The sequence below is a fragment of the Natronocalculus amylovorans genome, assembly GCF_023638035.1.
Classification (GTDB): Archaea; Halobacteriota; Halobacteria; order Halobacteriales; family Haloferacaceae; genus Natronocalculus; species Natronocalculus amylovorans.
This window is the reverse complement of sequence record NZ_JAKRVX010000001.1, coordinates 719,330-743,238: the sequence shown is the minus strand read 5'-3', so window position 1 is coordinate 743,238 and position 23,909 is coordinate 719,330. Positions and strand designations below refer to the sequence as shown.

21 protein-coding genes are annotated in these 23,909 nt (G+C 53.0%); 13 read left to right on the top strand and 8 right to left on the bottom strand.

Annotated elements, in window-relative coordinates; translation table 11 throughout:
* Positions 1-33 precede the first annotated feature (33 nt).
* Genes AArcSt2_RS03960 through argF form a run of 4 tightly spaced genes read left to right on the top strand, consistent with a single transcriptional unit; the run spans position 34 to position 4,143 of the window.
* On the top strand, positions 34-1,026 hold the full coding sequence (locus AArcSt2_RS03960) for an acetylglutamate/acetylaminoadipate kinase (protein ID WP_174652398.1): 993 nt from the start codon (positions 34-36) through the stop codon (positions 1,024-1,026).
* Complete coding sequence (locus AArcSt2_RS03955; protein WP_250583034.1) at positions 1,023-2,159, top strand: aspartate aminotransferase family protein; 1,137 nt, start codon at positions 1,023-1,025, stop codon at positions 2,157-2,159. Before AArcSt2_RS03960 ends, AArcSt2_RS03955 begins: the two co-directional genes overlap by 4 nt.
* Complete coding sequence (locus tag AArcSt2_RS03950) at positions 2,156-3,238, top strand: [LysW]-lysine hydrolase (protein WP_250583032.1); 1,083 nt, start codon at positions 2,156-2,158, stop codon at positions 3,236-3,238. The genes AArcSt2_RS03955 and AArcSt2_RS03950 overlap by 4 nt, the downstream gene beginning before the upstream one ends.
* Positions 3,235-4,143 (top strand): ornithine carbamoyltransferase, encoded by a 909-nt coding sequence (gene argF / locus AArcSt2_RS03945; RefSeq protein ID WP_250583030.1) that lies wholly within the window; start codon positions 3,235-3,237, stop codon positions 4,141-4,143. Before AArcSt2_RS03950 ends, argF begins: the two co-directional genes overlap by 4 nt.
* A gap of 23 nt (positions 4,144-4,166) precedes the next feature.
* Here the strand turns inward: argF and AArcSt2_RS03940 are convergent, their stop codons facing one another.
* Positions 4,167-4,634 (bottom strand): histidine kinase, encoded by a 468-nt coding sequence (locus tag AArcSt2_RS03940; protein ID WP_250583028.1) that lies wholly within the window; start codon positions 4,632-4,634, stop codon positions 4,167-4,169.
* A 210-nt stretch (positions 4,635-4,844) separates the two neighbouring features.
* On the opposite strand from AArcSt2_RS03940, the gene AArcSt2_RS03935 reads away from it, so the two are divergent.
* Positions 4,845-7,034 carry an ATP-dependent DNA helicase gene (locus AArcSt2_RS03935; protein WP_250583026.1) on the top strand — a complete coding sequence of 730 codons (2,190 nt, stop codon included), beginning with the start codon at positions 4,845-4,847 and terminating at the stop codon, positions 7,032-7,034.
* Positions 7,035-7,037: 3 nt separating this feature from the next.
* Here the strand turns inward: AArcSt2_RS03935 and ligA are convergent, their stop codons facing one another.
* Together ligA and AArcSt2_RS03925 are read right to left on the bottom strand one after the other, a co-directional pair.
* On the bottom strand, positions 7,038-9,143 hold the full coding sequence (ligA, locus tag AArcSt2_RS03930) for an NAD-dependent DNA ligase LigA (RefSeq protein WP_250583024.1): 2,106 nt from the start codon (positions 9,141-9,143) through the stop codon (positions 7,038-7,040).
* A gap of 71 nt (positions 9,144-9,214) precedes the next feature.
* A complete protein-coding gene (locus AArcSt2_RS03925; protein WP_250583022.1) occupies positions 9,215-10,492 on the bottom strand; it encodes a DUF2157 domain-containing protein in 1,278 nt (425 codons plus the stop codon).
* Between the two features lie 133 nt (positions 10,493-10,625).
* Here AArcSt2_RS03925 and AArcSt2_RS03920 point away from each other — a divergent pair, with 133 nt between their 5' ends.
* The 5 genes from AArcSt2_RS03920 to metX all read left to right on the top strand — a co-directional run bounded on the left by AArcSt2_RS03920 (position 10,626) and on the right by metX (position 15,582).
* The gene (locus tag AArcSt2_RS03920) at positions 10,626-11,738 is read left to right on the top strand and encodes a pyridoxal-phosphate-dependent aminotransferase family protein (protein WP_174652406.1); all 1,113 of its coding nucleotides are present in this window, start codon (positions 10,626-10,628) and stop codon (positions 11,736-11,738) included.
* Between the two features lie 77 nt (positions 11,739-11,815).
* Entirely contained in the window at positions 11,816-12,184 is a 369-nt protein-coding gene (locus tag AArcSt2_RS03915) for a hypothetical protein (protein WP_174652407.1), read from the top strand.
* A gap of 48 nt (positions 12,185-12,232) precedes the next feature.
* Entirely contained in the window at positions 12,233-12,982 is a 750-nt protein-coding gene (locus tag AArcSt2_RS03910) for a metallophosphoesterase family protein (RefSeq protein ID WP_250583020.1), read from the top strand.
* Between the two features lie 89 nt (positions 12,983-13,071).
* Complete coding sequence (locus AArcSt2_RS03905) at positions 13,072-14,349, top strand: O-acetylhomoserine aminocarboxypropyltransferase/cysteine synthase family protein (RefSeq protein WP_174652409.1); 1,278 nt, start codon at positions 13,072-13,074, stop codon at positions 14,347-14,349.
* A 15-nt stretch (positions 14,350-14,364) separates the two neighbouring features.
* Positions 14,365-15,582, top strand: a complete 1,218-nt coding sequence (metX, locus tag AArcSt2_RS03900) for a homoserine O-acetyltransferase MetX (protein ID WP_250583018.1) — start codon at positions 14,365-14,367, stop codon at positions 15,580-15,582.
* Positions 15,583-15,586: 4 nt separating this feature from the next.
* Here the strand turns inward: metX and AArcSt2_RS03895 are convergent, their stop codons facing one another.
* The 4 genes from AArcSt2_RS03895 to AArcSt2_RS03880 all read right to left on the bottom strand — a co-directional run bounded on the left by AArcSt2_RS03895 (position 15,587) and on the right by AArcSt2_RS03880 (position 18,814).
* Positions 15,587-16,015, bottom strand: a complete 429-nt coding sequence (locus AArcSt2_RS03895; RefSeq protein WP_250583016.1) for a universal stress protein — start codon at positions 16,013-16,015, stop codon at positions 15,587-15,589.
* Between the two features lie 35 nt (positions 16,016-16,050).
* Entirely contained in the window at positions 16,051-17,010 is a 960-nt protein-coding gene (locus tag AArcSt2_RS03890) for a metal ABC transporter permease (RefSeq protein WP_250583014.1), read from the bottom strand.
* A 2-nt stretch (positions 17,011-17,012) separates the two neighbouring features.
* Positions 17,013-17,765, bottom strand: a complete 753-nt coding sequence (locus AArcSt2_RS03885; RefSeq protein ID WP_250583012.1) for a metal ABC transporter ATP-binding protein — start codon at positions 17,763-17,765, stop codon at positions 17,013-17,015.
* A gap of 62 nt (positions 17,766-17,827) precedes the next feature.
* Entirely contained in the window at positions 17,828-18,814 is a 987-nt protein-coding gene (locus AArcSt2_RS03880; RefSeq protein ID WP_174652414.1) for a metal ABC transporter substrate-binding protein, read from the bottom strand.
* 141 nt (positions 18,815-18,955) lie between these two features.
* On the opposite strand from AArcSt2_RS03880, the gene AArcSt2_RS03875 reads away from it, so the two are divergent.
* Complete coding sequence (locus tag AArcSt2_RS03875) at positions 18,956-20,245, top strand: O-acetylhomoserine aminocarboxypropyltransferase/cysteine synthase family protein (protein ID WP_250583010.1); 1,290 nt, start codon at positions 18,956-18,958, stop codon at positions 20,243-20,245.
* A gap of 237 nt (positions 20,246-20,482) precedes the next feature.
* On the opposite strand, the gene AArcSt2_RS03870 is transcribed toward AArcSt2_RS03875, so the two are convergent.
* Positions 20,483-20,725: a ferredoxin gene (locus AArcSt2_RS03870; RefSeq protein ID WP_174652416.1), complete on the bottom strand. Its 243-nt coding sequence runs from the start codon at positions 20,723-20,725 to the stop codon at positions 20,483-20,485.
* Between the two features lie 107 nt (positions 20,726-20,832).
* On the opposite strand from AArcSt2_RS03870, the gene AArcSt2_RS03865 reads away from it, so the two are divergent.
* Together AArcSt2_RS03865 and cgi121 are read left to right on the top strand one after the other, a co-directional pair.
* Positions 20,833-23,265, top strand: coding sequence for an ATP-dependent DNA helicase (locus AArcSt2_RS03865; RefSeq protein WP_250583008.1), 2,433 nt, complete (start codon positions 20,833-20,835; stop codon positions 23,263-23,265).
* On the top strand, positions 23,262-23,786 hold the full coding sequence (gene cgi121 / locus AArcSt2_RS03860; RefSeq protein WP_250583006.1) for a KEOPS complex subunit Cgi121: 525 nt from the start codon (positions 23,262-23,264) through the stop codon (positions 23,784-23,786). Before AArcSt2_RS03865 ends, cgi121 begins: the two co-directional genes overlap by 4 nt.
* Positions 23,787-23,909: the final 123 nt, after the last annotated feature.

Below are 23,909 nucleotides of genomic sequence, written 5' to 3'. Positions count from 1 at the left end.
CGAGAGATTTTTATACGAATTGACTGAGCACATATGACACATACCTCTTACACGCGCGAGGAACTCCTCGCTGCACACGACGACCTCATTGATGCCCACGAGTGGCACGATGAGACGGGAGCACAGCCCGCCACCACGGCGAATCAACTTTATACCGACGGTGGCGAAGTGCGGAGCCCGCCGGTTGTTGTGAAGATCGGTGGCGCAAAAGCCGTCGATCCGGAGGGTGCGGTCGGTGATATTGCACATCTCGTCGCGAATGGCCGTGAGGTCGTTGTGGTTCACGGTGGCTCAACCGCGGTCGATGAGACGTTAGAACGGATGGGTATGGAGCCGACATATGTTGAAACCCCAAGCGGAGTGACTGGTCGATTTACCGATGAGGAGACGATGGACGTATTCTCAATGGTCATGGCTGGAAAGCTCAACACAGAGCTCACAACGCTGTTTAGAAACGCAGGCGTTGATGCTGTTGGGCTCTCTGGCGTCGACGGTGGATTGCTTACGGGTCGTAGAAAGTCAGCAGTCCGTGTGTTGGAGGATGGAAAAAAGAAAATCAAGCGCGGTGATCACTCCGGGAAGATTACCGATGTGAACGCAACCCTACTGCAATCGTTGCTTTCGGATGGCTACACGCCAATCGTCTCCGTGCCAATGCTCGGCGAGGAGAAAGACGGACGCGTTACTGCAGTGAATGCTGACGCCGATCGCTCTGCAGCAGCGGTTGCAGGCGCACTTGGCGCAGAGCTCGTGATTCTCACGGATGTGGAAGGCGTGTATGCTGATCCGGACGATCCATCCACACTGATTGAATCTGCAGAAACAGGCGAGGAGCTAGCGGCGATCGAAGCGGCCGCAGAAGGCTTCATGACAAAGAAGGTAATGGCTGCAAAAGAGGCGCTCGAAGGCGGTGCAACGACAGTACATGTGTCCGATGCGAACGTCCGTAATCCGATCGTCTCCGCACTAAACGGAGCAGGAACGGCGATCAGCGCAACTGCAATCACGACGGAGGTGGAGCAATGAGTGGTTTTGTATTTTCGGAGAAACCAATCACGATCGAATCGGGCGAGGGACCGTACCTATACGACGACAACGGCAATGAGTATCTTGATTTCGGTGCAAACTACGCTGTCACGCCGCTTGGTCATAGTCATCCCGCAGTGACCGACGCGATTCAATCGCAAGCGGAAGCACTCACGTATGTGCAGGCGTCGTACCCGAATACGGTTCGAACAGAGTTATACGATCGTCTTGCAGCCGTGTCACCAGGCGATCTTGAGAACGTCTGGCTCTGTAACTCAGGAACGGAGGCAAACGAAGCCGCGATGAAGTTCGCCCGCGCAGCAACAGGAAACTCCAAGATCGTTGCCACAAAACGCGCGTTCCACGGTCGAACAATGGGTGCGCTTGCGATGACGTGGAAAAAGAAGTACAAAGCACCGTATGAGCCACTGGCAGGAGATATTGAGTTCGTCAGCTACGGCGATGCCGAGGAACTTGCATCGGTTGTTGATGAGGAGACTGCAGCAGTGTTTCTCGAACCGGTACAGGGAGAGGGCGGAATCCACCCTGCGACGGTGTCATATCTCGAATCCGCTCGCGAAATTACTGAAGATGTAGGCGCAGCGCTCGTCTTTGATGAGATTCAGACGGGAGTCGGCCGAACCGGAACGCTGTGGGCCTGTGAACAGTCAGGCGTTGTCCCCGATATGCTGACAACCGCAAAAGGGATCGCGAATGGACTCCCACTCGGTGCGACGCTCTGTGCAGACTGGATTGCGGAGAATCACGGAGATCATGGGTCAACGTTCTCCGGCAACCCGGTTGTCTGTGCCGCCGCAAATGCAACGCTTGAGACGATCGTGTCCGAAGATATCCCAACGCACGCAGGCGATATTGGATCATATTTGATGGAATCGATCGAAGCCGCTGCTGAGGAACACGACCTCCCAGTTAGAGATGTGCGTGGAAACGGGCTGATGATCGGTGTTGAGGTGAAACGCGGGGCAAACCGCGTGCTCCGTGACCTTGCACTGAACAGCGGTGTGTTAGCGTTGCCTGCAGGGCGAACGGTTGTTCGGTTCCTGCCGCCGCTTATTATTGAGGAGGAGCATGCAGACGAGGTTGGTACTGCACTGACGGAGGCGCTCTCATGAGTGCAGTGTATGAACCGATCGGCGCAGACGATCACCCTGCGTTGAATACGGACGGGAGACAGTTGCTGTACGACCTGGTTTCGATACCATCCGTCTCAGGCGAGGAAGCGGAAGCCGCAGCACAGCTTGCAGCGTTTTTCGAAGCGAATGGCCGTGAAACGTTCATTGATGACGTTGGAAACGTCCATGCACCGGGTGATGATACTGTACTGCTTACATCCCACATTGATACGGTCCCTGGAGATATTCCAGTCGAAATCAAGGAGGGTACAGACGGTCCGGAGCTGTGGGGTCGTGGCAGCGTTGATGCGACAGGGCCGCTTGCGTCAATGGCCGTCGCAGCGGTGAAAACCGGAGCGTCATTCATTGGTGTCGTTGGCGAGGAGACAAGCTCTCGTGGCGCACGCTACGTTGTCGAGACGAGAAATGAGCCGGATGCGGTGATCAACGGTGAGCCGTCCGGTTGGGATGGAATCACGCTTGGCTACCGTGGCTATGTCGCAGGAACGTATGTAGCGACAAGCGAGTCCGGGCACACGTCCCGTCCAGACCCGAATGCGATCCAACACGCGATCGCATGGTGGAACCGCGTCGAAGAGACATTTGACCCGGATGAGTGGATGCCGGTGTTCGAACAGGTGACGACAAAGCCAGTTGGTTTTGATGGTGGTGTATCCTCGGATGGGCTCTCAATGGAGGCGATCGTGGACGTGCAACTGCGTGTCCCGCCGAATCGAACGATCGACGAAGTGCGTGAGCTAGCGGATGCACAGCTGGAGACTGGAACGGTCAATTGGAAGGAGCCAATTCCGCCAGTGATGACGAATCCACGAACACCGCTTGCGAGAGCGTTCCGCGTTGCGATTCGTGGTGAGGAGGGCGATCCACGTCTCCTCAGAAAGACAGGAACAAGTGATATGAATCTCTTTGCAGCCGAGTGGAACTGTCCAATGGTGACGTACGGGCCAGGTAACTCTGATCTTGATCACGCACCGGATGAACACCTCCCACTTGCAGACTTTGATAAGGCAGTGAATGTATTGATAACCGTGTGTGAACGTATGGGGGTCGGACAATGAGCGACGAATCAGGACTTGGAATAACCAATTTTCTCGATATAGATGATCTTGATGCAGCAGGGGTAGAGCAGGTGCTCGATCGGGCGGAAGCGCTCAAATCAGGGGCGGACCAGACACAGCTCTCACAGAAGACGCTCGGAATGTTGTTTGAAAAGCCGAGCACACGAACACGAATCTCGTTCGAAACGGGGATGACAAAGCTTGGTGGGCATGCGATCTTCCTCGGCCCAGAGGATATCCAGCTTGGTCATGGAGAGCCGTTAAAAGACACTGCACGTGCTGCCTCACGCTATGTAGACGGAATTATGGCGCGGCTGTTTTCGCACGAAGATATCGAGACAATCGCCGAATACAGCGATGTGCCAGTGATTAATGGACTCACTGATGATGCACACCCATGCCAGACGCTTGCAGATCTACTGACGATCCGAGAACACTTCGACGACGACGTGAATGTTGCATGGGTTGGCGATGGTAATAATGTCGGCCAGTCGTTTGCGATCGGCTGTGCGCTTGCGGGGATCGATCTTTCGATCGCAACGCCACCGGCGTACACAATGGACGAGACGGTGATCGAGCGTGCAAAAGAGCTTGGTGGCGATTTTACCGTAACGACAGATCCGAAAGCTGCGATCGAAGATGTCGATGTGGTCTACACGGATGTGTGGGTCAGCATGGGACAGGAAAATCAACGCGAAGAGAAGTTGGCAGCGTTCGATGGCTTCCAACTCAACGAGGAGCTACTCGCTGGAACGGATGCAAAAGTGATGCACTGTCTGCCGGCCCACCGTGGGGAGGAGATTACGGATGCAGTTGTTGAGAGCGATCGCGCGATCGTGTGGGATCAAGCGGAGAATAGACTTCACGCACAGAACGCGTTACTGGTTGAGTTGCTTGGACAGTAACAAAAAATGGGCGAACCGTCGTGTTAGTTACTGACGATTGCGGTGTAGACGCTACCAAGGGTTGCACCGTAGACAACGTGTCCAACGAGACTCATCGGGTTCACATCGGGGACTGGTGGTGCCATCGGCGTTATTGCACCAACCCATGCTGGCATGACGAAGGTTGCGAGGATCGCCCAGAGGACAGCCCCGTAGACGACACCAAGACCGATCGTTTTGAGGAGTGAAGCATCACGAGAAAGGGCAAGGCCTGCGATCGCAGCGAAGCCAACACCGAGAATCGCAGAGTGAGACAGATGGAGGAACCACCCAGCAAGTGGGCCCTCAAGACCGTACATGCCTGGTATTGCCATCTCCATAATCATCGGCATCATCATGGCCATCATAACACCGAAGATGAGCCCACCGGCGAGGCCGCCAGCGACACCTGCTTTCCAATCGCCCAGCTCAGTTGCAGTACTCGTTGTTGTAGTTGCGGTTTCAGTTGACATACAAAGAGAGATCCGCGAGAATAGCAGAAAATATTGCCTCAAAAATGCATCTGATCCACACACCACCAACGGATTTAAATATAGGCAACAAAGCTACCGAAATGCGGGTGGAAGCATCCACCGCACCATATACGCCTTTCCACCCCGTTTTTCGATCAGTTTCACCGTGGTTCCCGAGACTTTTAGCCACATGGCGGCCAAAACCCAGTAGTGGCAACCGCAGACGACAGCCTTCGGTTCTTTCCGTACGAGGAGCCGTACCCGAATCAACGGGAGGCGATCGATCGGATTCAGAACGCACTCGCTAGGGAGCAAGACGTACTCTTAGAGGGTGCTCCGGGAACTGGTAAGACGCTTTCAGCGCTCGTACCAGCGCTATCGTATGCACGGGAGCACGACAAGACGGTCGTGATCACGACAAATGTGCACCAGCAAATGCGACAATTCATTCAGGATGCACGATCGATCACCCGAACCGAACCCATTCGAGCAGTTGTTTTTCGCGGAAAGTCATCGATGTGTCATATCGATGTTGGCTATCAGGAGTGTCAGACGCTTCGGGATACAACACGCGCACACGTTGAAAAACAAGCCGATAAAGCACAGCTAAAAGCGCGGGAACAGGAACTGCTCTCGGAGAGCCAAGGCGGCGATCGAACTGCGGCAGACGCACGGAGTGCTGTTGTTGAGGAGTTGGAATCACTCGATGAAGAGCTTGCGAATATTTCGGAGACAAACATCTGTGAGCATTATCACAACAACCTCACAGAGAATACGGACGAGTTCTTTTCGTGGCTTTTTGATGACGTTCGAACGCCTGATGAGATTTTCGAGCATGCAGGTAATCAAGGGTTCTGTGGCTATGAGTTGCTGAAAGAAGGGATGGAGGGTGTCGATCTTGTGGTTTGTAACTACCACCATCTGCTTGATCCGATGATCAGAGAGCAGTTTTTCCGCTGGCTCGATCGTGATCCGGCAGACGTCATCACGGTCTTCGACGAGGCGCATAACATCGAAGGGGCCGCACGCGACCATGCGACGCGAACGCTTACAGAGAACACGCTTGCGTCGGCACTCAATGAACTCGAAGGGCTAGATGATTCACGTGCTGAGCCTGCACGCAACGTGATCGAAGCGTTTCACGATGCGCTCACTGAGACCTATGATAGCTCGTTTGGGTTTGGTGAAAAAGAGCAGGTCGGGGAGAACTGGCAAGATATTGCGATCGCAAACGAGAACGCAAGGGACGATCTGACACTGGAGTTTCTCGATCGCTACGAAGGCCGAGGCATTGGAATCGAGATTGAGTTAGCACACCAACTTGGGCAGGTGCTTGATGAGGAGTACGAACAAGCATACAAAGACGGTAAGGCGACGACTCGTGCGGAGTGTCAAACGTTGGAAGCAGCCGCATTTATTAGCACCTGGATGGACGAAGGTGGAGAGCTTGGCCAACATCCAGTAGTTGGTGTCCGTCGGGATGCAGGCACAGAAGAGGTGTACGGCCGCGCAGAGCTGTACACATGTATTCCACGAGAGGTGACAAGCGGACTCTTCGAGGAGGTGTATGCAAGTGTCCTAATGAGCGCAACGCTTCGCCCATTTGATGTAACTGAGGACGTGCTTGGACTGGAGTCGCCAGTGACACTGGCATACGGGTTGGAGTATCCCGAAGAAAATCGTCGAACATACGCTGTGAAAACACCGGCGCTCTTTGCAAGCGAGCGATCGAATCCGGAGACGCAAGCGGTGCTGGCTGATATGTTATCCGATGCGATCCGATTCACTCCCGGGAATACGCTGTTGTTTTTCCCATCATATGCAGAGGCAGAGCGATACTACGATCGACTAGGTGGAAACTCGATTGCAGAGACGGAGCTTGGCACGCTCATTCTGGATGAAGCGGGCGTAAAGACAGAGGACCTTCGACAACAGTTGGTCCAAAGCGACAATGCAACGCTTTTTACTTCGCTTTGGGGGACGCTTGCAGAAGGTGTGAGCTTTGATGGTGATGATGCCCGGACGATCGCTGTGGTCGGTGTTCCGTATCCACACCTCTCCGAACGGATGGATGCGGTCCAAGATGCATACGATCGGATTTACGGTGGTAAACCGGGCGGTCGTGACGCTGGCTGGGCGTACGCGGTTGAGATTCCAACCATCCGAAAGACACGACAGGCGCTTGGTCGGGTGATTCGATCACCAGACGATTTCGGTGTTCGAATTGTCGCTGACAAACGCTACACGAAGGCGGATATGGGGAAATACAGCGTTCGTCGATCGTTCCCGATCGAAGAACGAAAAGAGCTCACAGATATTGCACCGGAGAAACTCAAGTTTGCATTGTTGAATTTTTATACTGATCACGATACCTACGACGGGGACCCGCCACAGCCGTAACCGCTATTCGCTCGGCGGCCACACAATGTCGTAGTCAGAGAGGAAATCGCCAAACTCGGACTCGGGAAAGATTGGGACATCGTTTGCGTCGGCATCATCCTGTTTTCGCTGTCCCGGATTATCGCCAATCACAAGATAGTCCGTGTTGCCGGAGACGCTCCCGGTTGCATTCGCGCCGTGTTGTTCGACATATGATTGTGCGTCGCTTCGAGAGACCGACAACGATCCGGTGAAGACAAACGTGAGCCCGGTAAGCGCATCGCCAGCATCGTCGATAGCAACTGTCTGTGGCGCAACACCACACGATCGAAGCTCCTCGATCACAGCCTGATTCTCCGGGTTCTCGAAGAACGTTGTAATCTTTGTTGCAACGACCGGCCCCACATCAGGGACTGCTGACAGTTCGTCTTCCGTTGCGTCTGCGATCGCCGTAAGCGATCCAAACTCACGAGCCAGGTTTGCAGCCGTTGATGAACCGACCTCAGGAATTGAAAGCGCAGTCAAAAAGTCCGAGAGCGACGGTTCACGGGCGGCTTCAATCTCGGACACAAGGTTGTCTGCACTTTTATCACCAAGTCCCTCCAACTCGGCAAGGGCATCCCGCTCAAGCCGGTACAGATCAGGAAGCGTCTCCAACAAGCCAGCATCTCGAAGCTGTGCAATGCGTTCAGCTCCGAATCCTTCTATATCTAATCCGCCGCGGCTCACGTAGTGTTCGATCGCACGAGCAGCCTGTGCATCACACCCTAATCCCCCACTACAGAACGCGAGTGGCCCATCTCGATCTACGTCGCTTCCACAGATCGGACAGGTTGCTGGGAATGCAAACGTGTCATCCGTGTGTTTCTCAACGACCTCATCAATGTATGGAATAACGTCTCCGGCACGCAGGACGCGGACCGTATCACCAATATTGACACCGAGAGAATCGATCTCACCAGGATTGTGTAGCGTCGCCCGTGAGACAGTTACCCCACCAACTTGGACCGGATCAAGCAGTGCAACCGGTGTCATACGGCCAGTTCGGCCAACTTGCACAACAATATCGGTGATCTGTGTGACTTCCGTCCGGGCAGGGAATTTGTAGGCAAACGCCCATCTGATCGAGCGAGCGGTTGCACCGAGTGACTCACAGGCGGCAGTGTTGTTGACTTTGATAACAATCCCATCAATCTCATAGTTGAGGTCCTCCCGAATCTCACCAATCCGGTTGCGGTAGTCGATCGCGCCGTCAATCGTGTCGACACGTTCGGCCTTGTCATCAATTTTGAGCCCCCACTGCTGCAGTTTCGACCGCTCCTCGGAGTGTGTCTCAGGCCGTGGTGTCTCATCCTCGTAGGCCATAATATCGTAAAAGTAGCAATCAAGCGGACGGTCGGCGACAACGGATGGATCGAGCTGACGGATCGTTCCTGCGGTTGCATTTCGTGGGTTAGCGAACGGCTCCTCACCGCGCTCAACGCGGTCTTTATTGTGTTCGCGAAAGCCATCCTTCGGCATGAGGACCTCACCGCGAACGGCAAGAAACGCTGGATGAGTGCCGCGAAGTTTGCGTGGGATCGATCGAATCTGTTTGATTTGGGCGGTTACGTCATCGCCTTTGTATCCATCGCCACGGGTGGCTGCACGGACAAGATCACCATCTTCGTAGACGACTTCGAGGGAGATACCGTCAAACTTTGGCTCACAGACGTAGCCGATCGATGCAGGGTCAAATCCACCGTCCTGGAGCCGTCTGTGTGTCCGCTCGTCGAATGCTCGGACATCGGCTTCATCACCGCTTTGATCGATCGACAGCATTGGTGCGGTGTGTTCGATCGTTTCGAGTTCGTCAAGTGGCTCCCCACCGACCCGCTGTGTTGGGCTGTCAGGTGAGACAAGATCAAACTCGTCTTCGAGCGCTTCAAGCCGAGTAAAAAGAAGATCGTAGGTCCGGTCAGCAATGAGCGGGTCTGCTTTGACGTAGTAGCGATAGTCATGTTCGCGGATTGCCTCACGGAGCAGACGCACCTGTGTCTCAGCAGCGGTTTGATCAAGGGTTTCAACCGGATCAAATTCTGTCGGAGGATCCTGAATGTATGGGTTTGCTGAATCCGAAGCCATTGTCATACACTAGGAAACAGGGCACAAAACTGCAGTGATGGATATCGAAGAGCGCGAGTAGAATTGTAACTGAAACTTTATTCGGCCTTACGCATTCTGGCAAGAAATTGCGTTCTGCCACGCTCAAGACTACCCGCGATGACAAGTAGCAGAATACCTGAGAGGACAAGTGCAACTGGTCCTGAGAGGCCATCAACGATCGTTGAAGAGAGAAACACCAGAATTTGTACAAAGAACAGCACAATTGCGGTATTGACCAATATAATAGAGGCACCAGTGTAGCCGACGACAACGGTTGCAAGCAAGAACAGCAGACAACAGAGGTGCAATAAGAAGAATCCGCTCTGTCCGGAAAACGGTGCAACCGTAGTAACTGCAGCAGCGCCCGCGAGTACGACTCCCGAAACAAGCGGCCATCCAATTGCGTCGAGCCATCGTTTTCGAAGAGAGTCTGTTCTAACAGAGCCAAGTAAAGTGTCAAGTAAAACGGTGCTTATAAGCAGTGTGAGCGGCCCAATGAGTTCGGTTTGCAGAGAGAGTCCAGAAAAGCTACGTGGCCAAATAGCTGGGATCCAAAGCAATGAGATTGTAATTCCTGTTGCGCCAGTTAGTCGATATGCGTCGCGAAGTTGGCTGGAAGCTGGAAACCGAGGGGCACCAGCAGTTGCAATCAGTAGTATCCCGTACACACCAACAGGGAGCAGTAACATCGAAGATGTAGAAAGCAACCCAACTGTCCACCCACCAAGTCCAAGACCAAACACGGTTGTCAGAAGAGACGTGAAAATATGTCCTGCAAGGATAACCGTCGCTGCCCAAATCGCTAGGAGTAGTTCATTTGACGCGCCAAAGAGAAACAGGTCGTTCAGTGCAAACAATGAGACACCCACCGTTGCGCTCGCAGCAATCCATAATGCATGCCCGACACGAGAATCAGCTACAGTGTGCCGCAGCCGCCAGCCCCCAGCAAACAGCCCGATCGGTGTGCTGGCAAGCAATCCCGCTCGGAGTAGTGTGGGAATTGAATCCCAGTTTGAGACGAGATACACAAAAATCCCCGTCGCGACGAGAAATGCACCCATTAAAGAAAGCGCTAACACAGTACGCGAGCGACTGGTACGGCTGTCTTCGGCCGCTGTATCTCGATCTGCGATGGTGTCAGATGGAGATAGCGTTTCGGGTTCAGATTGATATTGTGAGCGAATCCGTTGTGACTGTTCCGCTGAAATAATATCAGTTGCTTCCCACCGATCGAGTTCACGGGTAAGCCATGTCCACTGCCTCGGAGAAACGGTCTGCGTTGACTGATCAGTGGGTTCAGATTCCGGTGGAGAGTCCGAATCTGGAGGGACCATGGGCGTATTCTCACGGCGGAGCCAATTACGTGTTTTGGCAGGCAGTGGTATCAACCACAGTGCCAAAACTGAGCGGTATCAAAACTCCCATGCCACCTGACTGCGAACTGTAGGTACGAACAAGGTGTCTGCTGTGACAAAAAAACAAGAGTACAAAGACAACTATCCTGAGAAGAAACTGTATCTCCCTGGTCCAACCCACGTGCGTGATGACGTTATTGAGGCGATGTGTGAACCGATGTTCGGCCACCGAATGGATCGGATGACCGATCTGTACACGACGATCGTCGAGGATACAAAGGAGTTCCTCGGCACCTCAAATGACGTGATTGTGCTGAGTGCGTCGGGAACGGAGTTCTGGGAGGCATCAACGCTTAATCTCGTCGAAGATACGGCACTCTGTGCAACGAACGGCAGTTTCAGCGAACGTCAGGCAAACGTCGCAGAGCGACTTGGCAAGAACGTCGACCGGCTTGAGTACGACTGGGGACAGGCAGTCAAACCCGAAGATATCCGCGAGGCGCTTGAATCCAGCGACAACGAGTACGACGCCGTGATGGTCGTCATGAACGAAACCTCAACCGGTGTCCGTAATCCGATCGAAGAGATCGGTGACGTCGTTGCAGAGTATCCAAACACGTTCTTTATTGTGGACGCAATTTCAGCCCTTGGTGGCGACTATGTCGATATCGAGAAACACAACATCGACGTGATCTTCACGTCGGTACAGAAGGCGTTCGCAATGCCGCCAGGGCTTGCGGTCTGTGTCGTCAACGATGCAGCCTACGAGCGCGAACTTGAGCGTGACTCAGCATCGTGGTACGGTGGCTTCCAGCGGACGATCGACTACTACGATCGAAAGGGACAGACCCACTCAACGCCAGCAATCCCGCTTATGCTTGCATACCGAAAACAGATGAAGTACATGCTTGAAGAGACCCACAAGGGTCGAGATCAGCGACACAGAGAGATGGCGGAGTACACCCGTGAGTGGGCGCGTGAGCACTTCGACCTCTTCGCAGAGGATGGCTACGAGTCCCAAACCGTGACCTGTGTCGAGAATACACAGGGAATTGATGTTGCCGCAACGATCGAGGCGGTGTCCGAAGAGTACGATATGGTATTCTCGAACGGCTACGGCTCAACGCTCGGTGAGAAGACGTTCCGCATTGGTCACATGGGCGAACATACGGTCGAAAGTATCAAAGAGCTCACAGACGCGATCGAAGACATCGCCGACTTATAGACGTATATTCGATCGCGCACGCAACGTGCACGACCGACACGTCCTTTTTAAATTCGCGTTCAAATACCCTCGTGTATATGTCTGAAAAGAAGTATGCAGTGTTGCTGAACGCCGATACAGATGAGATAGGACAGATGGCAAACGGGTTACAGTATGCGATCGATCTTGACGATACGGGTTTCCATGTTGAGGTGTACTTTGATGGAGCAGCAACAGCATGGCCGGATGAACTGAAAGAAAATCCAGAGAATCCAGTGAAAGAGTATTATGATGAAGTCTACACACGCGATCTTGTTGCTGGTGTCTGCGGCTACTGTGTTGGAGCGTTTGATGCCGCAGACGGTGTTGAGGAGGATAATCTCAACCGGATTGGTGGCACTGAAGAACACGGACCAGACGTTGGGCAACTAGCTTCGGAAGGATACGAACTGATTACAGTCGGTTAATTTATTGGGCAAGTGCCTTTTTCTCTGCTGGTCGCGTAGAAATGGGTAGTGAAACGCCTCATTCTCTCGGATATTCATGCAAATCACGCCGCGTTAGATGCAGTGCTTGCTGCGGAGACAGACTGGGATGAGCTGCTCTTTTTAGGCGATGCAGTGAGCTATGGTCCACAACCTGAGGCGGTATTACAACGGCTTGCAGACTGTGCCGGCGTCTTCATCAGTGGGAATCACGATTCGGAGATTGCTACATTGAAAAAAACGGGAAGGCCATCGGATGCAGAAACGTATGATGAGTGGACACGAAATGCGCTTTCTGCTGAGAGTCACCGGTTTCTACAAACATTTGGGGGTGATCGGCAACAGCAGTTTGGAGAGCGGTCCGTTCGTATTCATCACGGTGATTTCACCGTTGAAAAGCAGTCGTGGAACGGGCGCCTCTGGCCAGATACTCCCACCACAGTGTATCATACGATCGCCACTCAGTATGATGAGCCGATTATCTGTTCGGGGCACTCACACGTTCAGTTTGACAAAACAGTGAACGGAACACGGTTTATTAACCCCGGCAGTGTCGGACAGCACAGATTAGGGGTTGTTGAAGCCTGCTACGCGGTCGAGGAAGATGGAGTTATGCAGTTGCGATCAGTCCCATACGATACGGAGCCAGTACTCTCTGCACTGGCTGAGTTACCGCTACCTTCTGGGCTCTGTGAGCGGTGGCGATCGGTGTATGTCAATGGGGTACTTCCTGGGCGGATGCGGGAGTTCAAGCAGCTCCGAACCGCTGGCTACCAGTAAACCGTACGGTCCGTGTGATAGACACTCACAGCGGCGGCTTTTGCCGTAACTGACGCTCATAAACGTTTGAAGAGATATGCATCTCATACATGACTCGTGGGTTCCACACGCGGAGTTTGCACGCTGGGCAGACCCCAGATGCCGAAACTGGGGCGCGTGCGCCGCCAATTCACCAGACAACATCGTATGTGTTTGACGATGCGGACACTGCTGCATCTCTCTACGCGCTCGAACAGGAGGATCATGTCTACTCTCGAATCTCGAACCCGACTGTCTCAATGTTAGAAGATCGCCTTGCTAATCTCGAAGGCGGTGTTGGCGCAGTCGCAACGGCGGCTGGTATGGGTGCGTTGGATGCTGCGACAACGATTCTTGCGGAGGTAGGCGATACGATCGTTGCAAGCGAAGAGATGTACGGTGGGACTGGTGCGTACTTCTCAAAGCTTGCGAGCCGGCGTGGAATCGAGACACAAACAGTTGGAACCCTAGACTACGATGCATATGCGGATGCGATCGACGAGGATACTGCATTCGTTCACGTCGAAACGCTCGCGAACCCATCGCTTGTTACACCTGATTTTGAGCGATTAGCGGAGATCGCACACGATAATGCAGTACCACTTGTTGTCGACAACACGTTTGGAACCCCCTACCTCTGTCGACCGATCGAACACGGTGCAGACATTGTCTGGGAGTCTACAACGAAGTGGATCCACGGTTCGGGAACCACTGTCGGGGGTGTGTTGGTTGATGGTGGTACGTTCCCGTGGGATCATCCAGCGGCGAACTATCCGGAGCTATCCGGTGAGAATCCGGGCTTTGGATTTGACTTCACGGAGCGCTTTGGAGACCGTGCGTTCACGATGGCAGCACGACACAGAGCAGTCAGAGCGCTCGGAAACCAACAGTCGCCGTTCGACGCCTGGGTGACGTTACAGGGACTTGAGACGCTTCCGCTTCGAATGGAAAGACACTGTCAGAACGCGCGTGCAGTTGCGCAGTTCCTTCGTGACGATCCGCGGATTGATTGGGTTACGTATCCCGGATTCCAGAACCATCCAACCCACGAGAACGCAACACAGTATCTCGATGGATACGGCGGGATGGTTACCTTCGGCGTTGATGGCGGCTTTGCGGCTGCAAAAGGCGTCTGTGAGAACGTATCATTGATTAGTTTTCTTGCAAACATCGGTGATGCAAAGAGCCTCATTATCCATCCGGCATCGACTACACACGCCCAACTCAGTGCCGACGAGCAGCGTGCCGCCGGTGTTGGACCGGACATGCTCAGACTCTCGGTTGGGATTGAGGACGAACAGGATATCATTGCAGATTTGGACCGATCGCTTTCGGTCGCGACCCAATAACAGGAGGAACACACAATGACAACAATTGAAACAGGAACAAAGGCGCTCGGCGAATTTCGGTTTGAGTGTGGAGAGTCGATCGATGAACTGGAGATGGCATACGAGACCTACGGTGAGTTCGACGGTTCGAATGCAATCTTGATCTGTCATGCACTCACCGGCAGTCAAAATGTTGCCAGCTATGAAACACGTGGCACGGCAGGTCAAGCCAGAGCATGGTGGGGCGATATTGTTGGCCCCGGAAAGGCGATCGATACAACGGAGTACTATGTTGTCTGTGCGAACGTTCCTGGGTCGTGTTATGGCTCATCCGGCCCGACAACCAAACGCTCGAACGGTGAACCGTATGGCACGGAGTTCCCACCGGTAACGATCGGCGATTGGACACGGGCGCAACGTCACTTGCTTGATGAGTTGGGTATTGGTCGGCTTCGCGCCGTGATCGGTGGAAGCGTCGGCGGGATGAACGTCTTAGAATGGGCAAAGCGATATCCGGACGACACCGACCTTATTGTCCCGATCGCATCTGCTGGGCGGCTGGACCCGCAGTGTTTAGCACTCAATTCGATCGCCCGACGGGCGATTCGAATGGATCCTAACTGGAATGGTGGGGAGTACTATGGGGACGAACCACCAAAGCAGGGACTTGCACTGGCTCGACAGATCGGCCACGTGATGTATCTCTCAAAATCATCAATGGACGATAAGTTTGGACGGCGATCCGCACGGCAGGATGCGGCCGCTGAGGGGTTATTCCCGACTGATCGAGCCGCCGGGTTCTTCCCATATCGGGATGTTGAGTCCTATCTTGATTACAACGCAAACAATTTCGTCGATCGGTTTGATGCAAACTCGTATCTGTACCTCACACGCGCGATGGACGACTACGATCTTGCAGAGGGGCACGGAACTGACACACGAGCGCTATCTGCATATGAAGGCGAGGCGTTGATTATGTCGTTCACTGGCGATTGGCACTTTACTGTTGACCAGTCAGAATCGCTTGCGAAGGCGCTTCGATCGGGAGGTGTTCCAGTGGCCCATCACGTCGTTGACTCCGATCACGGCCACGATGCATTTCTTGTTGAGCCGGAGAACGTTGGCCCGCCGCTTGCAGACGTGCTCTCGCAGGGACTAGACGGACGAGCAATCACGGATACGGCATCCGGTGATGAGGAGCGATCCAACAGCTCGGAGTTCGCACCAGTTCACAATAGTCTCTTTTCAGGGTGATGTATTAGCGAACGACTGTGACTGGTGCTGGCGATCGACGGAGGACTTCTTCTGCTGTACTGCCAAGCAAGAACCGGGAAAGCCCTTCACGTCCGTGGCTTCCCATGACAATGTGGTCGATATCGTTGTTTTCTGCAAACTGAACAATCTCCTTTGACGGGAGGCCCTTCACGGTTTCAGCTATTGCAGTAAAGCCTGCATCTGTTGCGCGTTCAAAAGCCATTTCGAGTACGCGCTCGGCTTTGTCAGCCTCCGACTTGAACTCGGCATCGGTTGTGTAGCCGGGATATGAAAGCGATCGGCTATATTCGATTTGAGGGTTGATTACATACAAAAGCGTGATCGCTGCATCTGGAAAGTGTGCGCCAACGTGGTCGATCGCAGCACGTGATTTTGGTGACCAATCAACAGGGATGAGAATCGAATACGACATAGTTGCAGTTCTATATCCGTCAATAAATAACAGTGTCACCGAGAAACTGCAACCGCAATAAGGTAGGTTGCGATCGCAACGAGGATGATCATTGCACCTGTCGCAATGTTCCAGTAGTATGAGAGAAGAATACCGCCGATAATAGCAACTTGGCCCAAGAGGACAGAGAGCAACATTCCACGGTTGAAGCTATTGGTAAGCTGCATTGCTGCGGCAACAGGGATGACAAGCATCCCAGCAACAAGAATCGCACCGAGAATCTGCATCGCTGCCACCACGACAAGCGCTGTGAGCACGATCAACAGTGTATCGTAGAACCAGACATTGATTCGGGCAAGTCGGGCCGCTTCCCGATCGAACGTAATAAAAAGCAGCTGCTTGTGCGTGAGCGCAACCGTCGCTGCAACAATTAGCGTCAGCCCGACCATCAGTTGGACGTTCTCAAACGGAACGAATAGAATATCTCCGAAGAGGTAGCTCTCAACAGTTGCGCTGAACACAACACCATAGGATATCACTGCAATACCGACAGCGAATCCACCAGTAAGCATAATTGCGATCGGGATGTCCGCATAGCCATCTGTTGTAACGGCGATGTACTGCATTCCAAGGGCACCGACTGCAGCAGCAATAAGTGCGAATCCGAGCGGATAGTTGAGCGATGGGATCGCAGCACCGACAAACAACCCGATCGCAACGCCACCAAATGCGGTGTGCGCAAGCGCCTCCCCAATGAGTGCCATCTGGCGGTTGACCAGGTATGCGCCAACGATCGGTGCAGTGATTCCAATAAGAATACCCGAGGTAAAGCCGCGCTGCAGGAAGCCACTACAGACTAACCAGGTATCAATTGTTCCGCATGCAGTGTCCCAAAAGAAACTATAGACGGGTGGGAATCCCCAGAAAATAAATCCAATAAGCGCGAGCAAGCCGATCGGGATACTTGCGAGCAACAGCGTGAGTTCTTTTTGTGTGTGTGCTGTTCGCAGCGACATTCTCAGTTGCCCCCTGCCGGTGCATTTGCGCTCAGCACCCGTGCGGAACTAAATGCCCGCTCAAGCGCGTCAGTTTTGAGAAACTTGCTCGTTTCAGCGTGTGCGTATAGCTCACCATCGAGACATGCGATCGATGTTGCATGCTCGGTGAGCAGTCCGATGTCGTGTTCAATCAGAATGATCGTGATACCGTCGGTATTGAGTTCATCGAGCAGCTGATAGAATTTTTCAACCGAGTTTGCATCAACCCCAACAGTTGGCTCATCAAGCGCCAACAGATCGGCTTCGGAGGCGAGCGCCCGAGCAATATACGCGCGCTGTCGTTGCCCACCGGAGAGACGGCTGATTCGACGATTTTTGAGATCAGCGATGCCGACTTTTGTGAGCGATCGATCGATGATGTCTCGATCCCTCTCGCTCAGCCGTCGGAGCCCAGCGTGTGCATAGCGACCCATCGCAACGACTTCACGAACCGTCACAGGCATTGTTGCATCGGATTCTGTGGACTGTTGAGAGACATACCCCAACCGAGCACCGTCTTCGAACGATCGTGCCGGTTCTCCAAACAGTTCTACGGTACCGGAGTCAGGCGTTTGTAACCCGAGCATGATCTTCAACAGTGTTGTCTTTCCTGACCCGTTCGGGCCAATCATTCCGAGAAAGTCGCCCTCACGAACCGAGAGCGAGATGTCTTTCAAAACAGGTTGGTCATCATAAGAGAAATTGACATTGTTGACAGTTAGTATATCACTCATGGCTATTGGGTCGAAATTGTATACGTAGCAGATATCATTAGTGCGAGAGTGTTGGTAGCTGATTACTGTTCTTCCGACTTCAATGCTGTTGAAATCGAGGGGAGGTTTAGCTGACGGAAGTGGTCGATATATCCCCAATCAGGCTTCATTTCGACAGTTGGGTCAATATCTGGACTGCCATCAATTTGTGTTTCAACCGGCGACAGTGGAAGAATATCAGCACCAACCTCGTTGGCGAGTGACTCTGCAAGTGGTGATGGTTCACCAACATCGTAGAGCACATGCTCAATATCAAACTCCTCGATTAGTTCCTCGATCTCTTGAACGTCTTGCGGTGATGCAGCATCATCCGGCGAGGTACCAACGGGTGAGTAGATGTCAATGCCGTACCGTCGGTTCCACCACTGGAAGGAGTCATGTGTGGCAACAACGATCGAGTTGAGTGCTGCCTGATCGACGATTGCTTCAAAATCTTCGTGAAGTGCTTGCAGCTCCTCGTTGAACGACTCCGCGTTGGCCATGTAATCATCAGCGTGTTCGGGATCAATTTCACTGATTCCTTCCGCAATATTGAGCACGCCAGTTTGACATTCAAGTGGGTCCATCCACCAGTGTTCGTCATCATCTTCTGCGGGACTATCGAAAAACTCGATTCCTTGAGAGGCTTCAATGACAACAATATCGCCATCCTCACGGAGTTGTGTTGCGGCATCATCCTGCCAACTCGAAAAGTCGCGAAGATAAACAAAGCCATCGGCCTCATCAAGATCTCGAACCGTACCCGGTTCCGGGTTCCAGTCGTGACCGTGTTCGCCAACTGGAACAAGGTCAATCACATCCATGTGCTCGCCTGCTACTTGGCGGACAAAGTCCCAGACTGCAGGCATTGTTGCAAAAACAGTAAACGAGTCACTGCTGTCGTCGCCGCTCGGGTTGCTATTCGCTTGTGGGTCATCACCAAGACAGCCCGCAAGCCCGAAAGCAACGCCACTGGCGCCAATGAGCGCCTGACGTCGCGTGAAATATGTTGATTCCGAGTGAGAAGTCATTAGCTCTAATTCAAGTGCGTTAAAGTATAAATATTACGCATCAACAAATAAATTTAGACCTATCTAAAATAACTATGGGTAATCCAATTGGTAGATTATTATGCATGGGTTTAGGCGTGCACAGGTAGAATATGTACAACAATGCCTGAAGAGAAGCAGTTTGAAACCCGAAGTTTGCATGCAGGTGTCGAGCCGGACCCAACAACTGGTGCTCGTGCACCACCAATCCATCAGACAACATCGTATGTGTTTGATGACGCAGCAGATGCTGCTGCACAGTTTGCACTTGAAAAGCCGGGGCACATCTACTCGCGACTGATGAACCCAACTGTTGGGATGCTCCAAGAGCGGCTAGCATCCCTTGAGGGCGGGGTTGGTGCAGTCGCAACCGCATCGGGGATGGCATCGTTCGACCTTGCGACGTTCCTCCTTGCAGAAGCCGGCGACAATATTGTCTCTTCGTCCTCACTGTATGGTGGCACATACACGTACCTGACCCACACAGTGGAGCGGCGTGGTGTAACAACACGATTTGTTGATACGCTCGATTATGATGCATATGCAGACGCGATCGACGCCGATACCGCATTCGTTCATTTGGAAACGATCGGTAACCCTGCACTCGTAACGCCGGATATTGAGCGAATCGCCGATATTGCGCACGAACAGGGGGTACCGTTGTTTATTGACAACACCTTTGCAACGCCGTATCTGTGCCGACCGCTCGAACACGGCGCTGACTTGGTGTGGGAATCGACAACGAAATGGATTCACGGCTCAGGCTCAACTGTTGGTGGGGCGCTGATTGACGGTGGATCGTTCCCGTGGAGCGAGCATGCGGAAAAATACGCCGAAATTGCGAAACCAAATCCCGCATACCATGGTGTAAACTTTGCAGAGACGTTTGGCGATGCAGCGTTTACATATGCGGCGATCGCACGCGGATTGCGTGACCTTGGAAATCAACAGTCACCGTTTGATGCATGGGTTGTCCTCCAAAAATCCGAGAGCCTCCCACTTCGGATGCAGAAACACTGTGACAATGCGCTTGCCGTTGCAGAGTTCCTCGAAGATCATCCTGACGTCTCATGGGTGAACTACCCAGGATTAGAGGGCCATGAGACACACGCAGAGGCCTCAAAATATCTTGAAAATGGCTACGGGGGAATGATTACGTTTGGGCTTGCTGGTGGCTATGAGGCTGCAAAAGGCGCTGTTGAAAACGTCGAGTTAGCATCGCTGCTTGCCAACGTTGGCGATGCAAAAACACTCGTTATTCATCCAGCATCAACAACACATCAACAGCTGTCTGATGAGGAGAAGCTTGCTGCGGGTGTGACCGACGATATGGTCCGGCTTTCAGTTGGGATCGAGAATGTTTCCGATATTATTGGAGATTTAGATCAAGCGATCGTCTCAGCAACAAACTAGCAGTTTGTTGGCGCTTCTCAGATTTTGGGAAACGGATATGAATTAAACATTGATCGATTCCTACGACTGCGTGCGGACCTATTGAGGCCCCAAAATAGGTACGTGCGTCTGTCGATACGAAACGGTCATGTCACCGATCCATTGACATACGATTTCTCTCTACCGTGCTCTCTCTTTATTTTTTGAGGCACCCAGAACAGCAATTTAAATCATAAAACCACGCCGTTTTATAACGCGTTAGACAACCTGTTCGCCGTCATCGTCGTACAAACGAATCGCATCAACCGGGCAGACACGTGCGGCGAACTCCGCATCAAACTCCTCGTCTTCCGGTACTTCGAGGACAAACAAATCCTCTTCAGTCTCTTCGCTTCCAGCGAGGTCGGCCTTTCCGTCATCCATATTCTTCTCGAATGTCGCCCATTCGTCGACACATTGGTACATGCCAATGCAGGTATCTCGATCGAATTCGATCCTCATACCCAGCCGTTTGACAGCCGGCTACAAAGCAATGCCGACAGTCAGCGCAAGCCACCACACTCACCGAGTCCGACAATTTAAACCGAGAGACGGGCCAACTGCAAGCAATGAATCCAGCTTCGATTCCTGGCTTGCCATCGGGGATCTCCGAACAGCTCGCAGACGACGGCATTGAAGAGCTGTATCCACCGCAAGCGGAGGCGGTCGATGCTGGCTTGACAACTGGCGAAAGCATTGTTGCATCGGTTCCGACTGCATCCGGAAAAACGCTCATTGCGGAGTTGGCAATGCTCTCTGCGATCGAGCGTGGTGGAAAAGCGCTCTACATCGTTCCGCTTCGAGCGCTTGCAAGCGAGAAGAAATCCGAATTTGAAAAGTGGGAGAAACACGGGTTCTCGGTTGGTGTTTCCACTGGAAGCTACGAATCCAGCGGTGAGTGGCTCGCAACCCGGGATATTATTGTCGCGACGTCCGAGAAGGTTGATTCGCTGCTTCGAAATAACGCCCCATGGATCGCTGATCTCTCCTGCGTTGTCGCCGATGAGGTGCATCTCGTTGACGATCGTCACCGAGGCCCAACCCTCGAAGTAACGCTCGCAAAACTGCGAACAGTAAACCCTGGCCTGCAAACCGTTGCGCTTTCTGCGACAGTCGGAAATGCATCAGAGGTTGCAGACTGGCTTGATGCGACCTTGGTACAGTCTGATTGGCGGCCGATCGAACTCCGCACTGGTGTCCACTACGGGAGTGCGATCAACTTCGACGATGGAAGCCAAACAGCACTCCCAACCGGATCGCACGATCGGCAAACGGAGGCGATCGTTGATGATACGCTCTCGGATGGTGGTTCAACGCTCGTATTTGTCAACTCCCGTCGAAATGCAGAGTCGGCGGCAAAGCGACAAGCAGGAGTAACAAAACGGCATCTCACAGATTCGGAGCGATCTTCGTTATCGGAGCTTGCGGATGCGATTCGAGATGTCTCTGACGCGGAGACAAGTGATACCCTTGCGCGTGTGGTTGAAAAGGGTGCAGCGTTTCACCACGCTGGATTAGCAGCCGAACATCGGTCGATCGTCGAAGATGCATTTCGCGATCGGCTGCTCAAAGTGATCGCAGCAACACCAACGCTTGCCGCAGGTGTCAACACGCCAAGTCGACGTGTGATTATTCGGGATTGGCGGCGGTATGATGGTGAGTATGGCGGGATGAAACCGCTTGCTGTCCTTGAGATTCATCAGATGTGTGGGCGCGCTGGCCGTCCCGGGCTCGATCCCTACGGTGAAGCAGTGTTGTTAGCGAAAAGTGCCGATGAGATGGATGAGCTGTTTGAGCGGTACATTTGGGCGGAGCCGGAGGCAGTTCAGTCAAAATTGGCTGCCGAACCAGCGCTGCGGACGCACGTGCTGGCAACAATCGCATCCGGCTTTGCAACAACGAAAGAAGGCTTATTGGAGTTTCTGGATGGGACATTGTACGCAACCCAAACTGACGCAGGCGGCGAGTTTGGTCGGCTTGAGCAGGTCACTGATTCGGTGCTCGCGTATTTGGACGTCAACGAGTTCATTGAGCGAGACGGCGACAGTCTCAGCGCGACGCCGATCGGTCACACAGTGTCGCGGCTGTATCTTGATCCGATGAGCGCCGCAGAGATCATTGATGGGCTGCGATCGTTTGAAGAGGGAGCCACGACGGCAGTACGCCGATCGAAGCCAACACCGCCAGATGGCGAGCTGGAAACCGCATTTTCGACCGCATCTGATCTGCGTGAAACTGACCAACAGGAGACCGGCAATGCCGACGATCAAGAGACAATCGATCGGCCAACACCGCTTGGGCTCTACCATCTCGTGAGTCGCACACCGGATATGTACCAGCTCTACCTCAAATCCGGTGACAAAAGTACCTACACGGAGCTTTGTTACGAACGAGAGTCGGAGTTTTTGGGACAGGTTCCATCGGAGTTTGAGGATGTTCGGTTTGAAGAGTGGCTGTCGGCGTTGAAAACTGCTCGACTGCTCGAAGATTGGGCGTTAGAAGTCGATGAGGACCGCATTACTGATCGCTACGGTGTTGGACCGGGTGATATCCGTGGAAAAGTCGAGACCGCTCAGTGGTTACTCGGCGCTGCAGAGGAGCTTGCTGGAACACTGGAGCTTGGGTCGAATATTGCAGTCAGAGAGGCAAAGAAGCGAATTGAGTACGGTGTCCGCGATGAGCTACTTGACCTAGCTGGTGTTCGTGGCATTGGCCGAAAGCGAGCACGCCGGTTGTATGAAGCAGGTGTCGAGAGCCGAACCGACCTACGTGACGCGGAGAAAGGCGTCATTCTCGGCGCACTCCGTGGTCGACGGAAGACCGCTGAAACTATTTTAGAAAATGTTGGCAGGGAAAATCCATCAATGGCTGATGTACGAGAGATTGAGCCGTCAGTTCGATCGGCTGTCGCTCCGGATACTTCTGACGTCACTGATGAGGAGTCCGAATCCACGTCACAGACAAATTCGGGTGGGCAAGCAAGTTTGGGTGATTTTGAATGAGCGTACAGATTGTTGAGGGAACAGCGACCATCTCCGATCTTGATTCATTTTTGCGCAGAGTTCAGTCAATCAGCGAGGAGACTGGGACAGTCATCCAAGCGTTTGATCCTGCATATGTGGTCTCTAAACGGCATCTCATGCGATCGGTGGAACTTACTGACCGAGCATTCGACCGCGGCGAGAATGTTGCTCGCGATCAAGCAGTCGAAATACTGCTCTATGCAGCGGGGCGAAGACAGATCACAGATGCACTGGAAATGGGGGTCAGTGAATCTGATGATCCGCAACCGATTGTTATTGTTATCAGTGGAAAATCAGGTTCTACGGAACGATTGAGTGACATCCGACAGGCTGTGACACAGTTACAAGACTATATTACCAACGCATCTACGTTGGATTCGTATGATACAACAGTTGTAGACCGGTTCTATGACATTTCAGAGAGTGAGCTATCCGTTGTAGACGGCGATCGTGAAGCCGTTGTGCTTGAGCGTGTTGCATTACTTGATGTCAACAAATAATACAATTCGGTTGTGGGTTGTGAAGACATCTCGTACCCCTTTGTTTCGTATGGAGTTTTGTGATAGTCAGGAATAAGAGACAGTTCTGTGACACACTCATTATTGTACGTGAGCCCATACAAT

Excerpts from the sequence above, each read along its gene's own strand:
- argF (WP_250583030.1), top strand. The coding sequence starts at position 3,235 with ATGAGCGACGAATCAGGACTTGGAATAACCAATTTTCTCGATATAGAT.
- AArcSt2_RS03950 (WP_250583032.1), top strand. The coding sequence starts at position 2,156 with ATGAGTGCAGTGTATGAACCGATCGGCGCAGACGATCACCCTGCGTTG.
- AArcSt2_RS03875 (WP_250583010.1), top strand. The coding sequence starts at position 18,956 with ATGCCTGAAGAGAAGCAGTTTGAAACCCGAAGTTTGCATGCAGGTGTC.
- AArcSt2_RS03870 (WP_174652416.1), bottom strand. The coding sequence starts at position 20,725 with ATGAGGATCGAATTCGATCGAGATACCTGCATTGGCATGTACCAATGT.
- cgi121 (WP_250583006.1), top strand. The coding sequence starts at position 23,262 with ATGAGCGTACAGATTGTTGAGGGAACAGCGACCATCTCCGATCTTGAT.
- AArcSt2_RS03885 (WP_250583012.1), bottom strand. The coding sequence starts at position 17,765 with ATGAGTGATATACTAACTGTCAACAATGTCAATTTCTCTTATGATGAC.
- ligA (WP_250583024.1), bottom strand. The coding sequence starts at position 9,143 with ATGACAATGGCTTCGGATTCAGCAAACCCATACATTCAGGATCCTCCG.
- AArcSt2_RS03960 (WP_174652398.1), top strand. The coding sequence starts at position 34 with ATGACACATACCTCTTACACGCGCGAGGAACTCCTCGCTGCACACGAC.
- AArcSt2_RS03915 (WP_174652407.1), top strand. The coding sequence starts at position 11,816 with ATGTCTGAAAAGAAGTATGCAGTGTTGCTGAACGCCGATACAGATGAG.
- AArcSt2_RS03940 (WP_250583028.1), bottom strand. The coding sequence starts at position 4,634 with ATGTCAACTGAAACCGCAACTACAACAACGAGTACTGCAACTGAGCTG.
- AArcSt2_RS03890 (WP_250583014.1), bottom strand. The coding sequence starts at position 17,010 with ATGTCGCTGCGAACAGCACACACACAAAAAGAACTCACGCTGTTGCTC.
- AArcSt2_RS03880 (WP_174652414.1), bottom strand. The coding sequence starts at position 18,814 with ATGACTTCTCACTCGGAATCAACATATTTCACGCGACGTCAGGCGCTC.
- AArcSt2_RS03905 (WP_174652409.1), top strand. The coding sequence starts at position 13,072 with ATGACTCGTGGGTTCCACACGCGGAGTTTGCACGCTGGGCAGACCCCA.
- AArcSt2_RS03955 (WP_250583034.1), top strand. The coding sequence starts at position 1,023 with ATGAGTGGTTTTGTATTTTCGGAGAAACCAATCACGATCGAATCGGGC.
- AArcSt2_RS03895 (WP_250583016.1), bottom strand. The coding sequence starts at position 16,015 with ATGTCGTATTCGATTCTCATCCCTGTTGATTGGTCACCAAAATCACGT.
- metX (WP_250583018.1), top strand. The coding sequence starts at position 14,365 with ATGACAACAATTGAAACAGGAACAAAGGCGCTCGGCGAATTTCGGTTT.
- AArcSt2_RS03865 (WP_250583008.1), top strand. The coding sequence starts at position 20,833 with ATGAATCCAGCTTCGATTCCTGGCTTGCCATCGGGGATCTCCGAACAG.
- AArcSt2_RS03925 (WP_250583022.1), bottom strand. The coding sequence starts at position 10,492 with ATGGTCCCTCCAGATTCGGACTCTCCACCGGAATCTGAACCCACTGAT.